Genomic DNA, 1,701 nt, shown 5'->3' with positions numbered 1-1,701 from the left:
CCCCTCAACTCCCCCCATGGCCCCCTCAACTCCCCCCGAAGGGGGAGCTTATGACTGAACCGCGGGGGAGATTGTCCGAGAACTCTTCCGACACTATCATTCTGTCATCCCGAGCGCAGTCGAGGGATCTCAAGACTCGTTCCTGTAGAATTAGTGAGATGGCTCGACTTCGCTCGCCATGACAGAATGATAGCAGCTGATAGGTTTTCGGACAGCCACGGGGAAACTCATGACTGAACCACGTGAGGGGAGCTTATGACTGAGCCATGGGGAAGATTGTCCGAGAACTCTTCCGACACTATCATTCTGTCATCCCGAGCGCAGTCGAGGGATCTCAAGACACGTTCCTGTAGATTTAGTGAGATGGCTCGACTTCGCTCGCCATGACAGACAGAATGATAGCAGCTGATAGGTTTTCGGACAGCCACGGGGAAACTCATGACTGAACCACGTGGGGGGGAGCTTATGACTGATCCGCGGGGTGCGCTCAAGGCTCCCCGATGGCTTCCACAATCATCCGCACCTGCACCGGCATGTACATCCGGCAGCGGGGATTGGAGGAAGTGGCTTCCAGCCGCTCACGAAGATGGGGATAATGGTCAATCCACTGCTGGAGCTTGCGGTAGGCTGCCTGGGAATTAAGATGGGGGAAATAGCATACGGCCAATTCCGTGCGCCCATAGGCGCGGATGGGAAATTCGTCCTGTTCCATAAGTCATTCTGTTTTCTGATTTCTGTTCTTTTTTGCTATAAAGATACTGAAAAACAACGGAATATGCAAATAACAGCCGCACTTTAACCGACACTTACCAACGTCTGTCAACCATAATCAACAAGTATCACCCCATACAGGCAGCAAGCGTACCAAAGGAACAAAACCAAGTGAGGCACACCGTATCTTTGCATCACAGAAAAGATAACCATTAATCATTAACCATTAATCATTAACCATTAATCATTAATCATTAATCATTAATCATTAACCACTACCATCATGATCTCCTATCGTAAAATCCAAATCAAAGGTGAGAACAGTCCCCTGAACGGACTGTGGTATGCACGTCCCGTCATCAGCGACACGCTGGACACGGCCGCACTTGCCAAACACATGTCGAAGCACAACACCCCGTTCTCGCCGGGTGTCATCAAGGGCGTGCTCACAGACATGATCGCCTGCATCAAGGAACTTATCTTAGACGGCAAGAACGTCAAGTTGGACGACCTCGCCATCTTCTCCGTGGGCATCGTCAGCGACCACGGCGCCGAGAGCGCCGAAGCTTTCAAGGTGTCGGAACACGTCAAGGGGCTGAAGCTGCGTGCCCGTGCCACGGGCGAACTGAGTAACGCTCAAATCAACCTGGAAGGTCAGCTGAGGGAGGCAACGCCCTACAGCGTGGGCGGCAGCGGCGGATCTACCCCCGGCGGCTCCGAAGAGGAGGAAGACGGAGGCGGTGGAGCGCTGGGATAACCAGTCCCTCTATCGAACACAGAGGCACAGAGACACGGAGGAAAATATTCTCTCCGTGGACTCTGTCCTCTCAAAAATTTAACTCTGTGACTCCGTGTCTCTGTGTTTGATATTAGTAGTTGTTGATATTTAGTTTATATGATGTGTATCTGTCTTGTTGAGCGGAGCGCAGCGAAGTCGAAACATCTCCCGAAAGACACGATTCCCTTGGATAGTGCATGTCATGAGATTCT

General features: G+C 51.7%; 2 protein-coding genes. One reads left to right on the top strand and one right to left on the bottom strand.

The window, feature by feature from the left end; genetic code table 11:
* Window positions 1-487: 487 nt before the first annotated feature.
* A complete protein-coding gene (locus tag B5F34_RS17095) occupies window positions 488-712 on the bottom strand; it encodes a DUF4248 domain-containing protein (protein ID WP_087340941.1) in 225 nt (74 codons plus the stop codon).
* A 282-nt stretch (window positions 713-994) separates the two neighbouring features.
* Between B5F34_RS17095 and B5F34_RS17090 the strand changes: the two genes are divergently transcribed.
* Entirely contained in the window at window positions 995-1,468 is a 474-nt protein-coding gene (locus tag B5F34_RS17090; RefSeq protein ID WP_087340940.1) for a DNA-binding protein, read from the top strand.
* Window positions 1,469-1,701 lie beyond the last annotated feature (233 nt).

The sequence above is a fragment of the Mediterranea sp. An20 genome (genome assembly GCF_002160055.1).
GTDB lineage: Bacteria > Bacteroidota > Bacteroidia > Bacteroidales > Bacteroidaceae > Bacteroides > Bacteroides avicola.
This window is presented reverse-complemented; position numbering and strand designations above follow the sequence as displayed.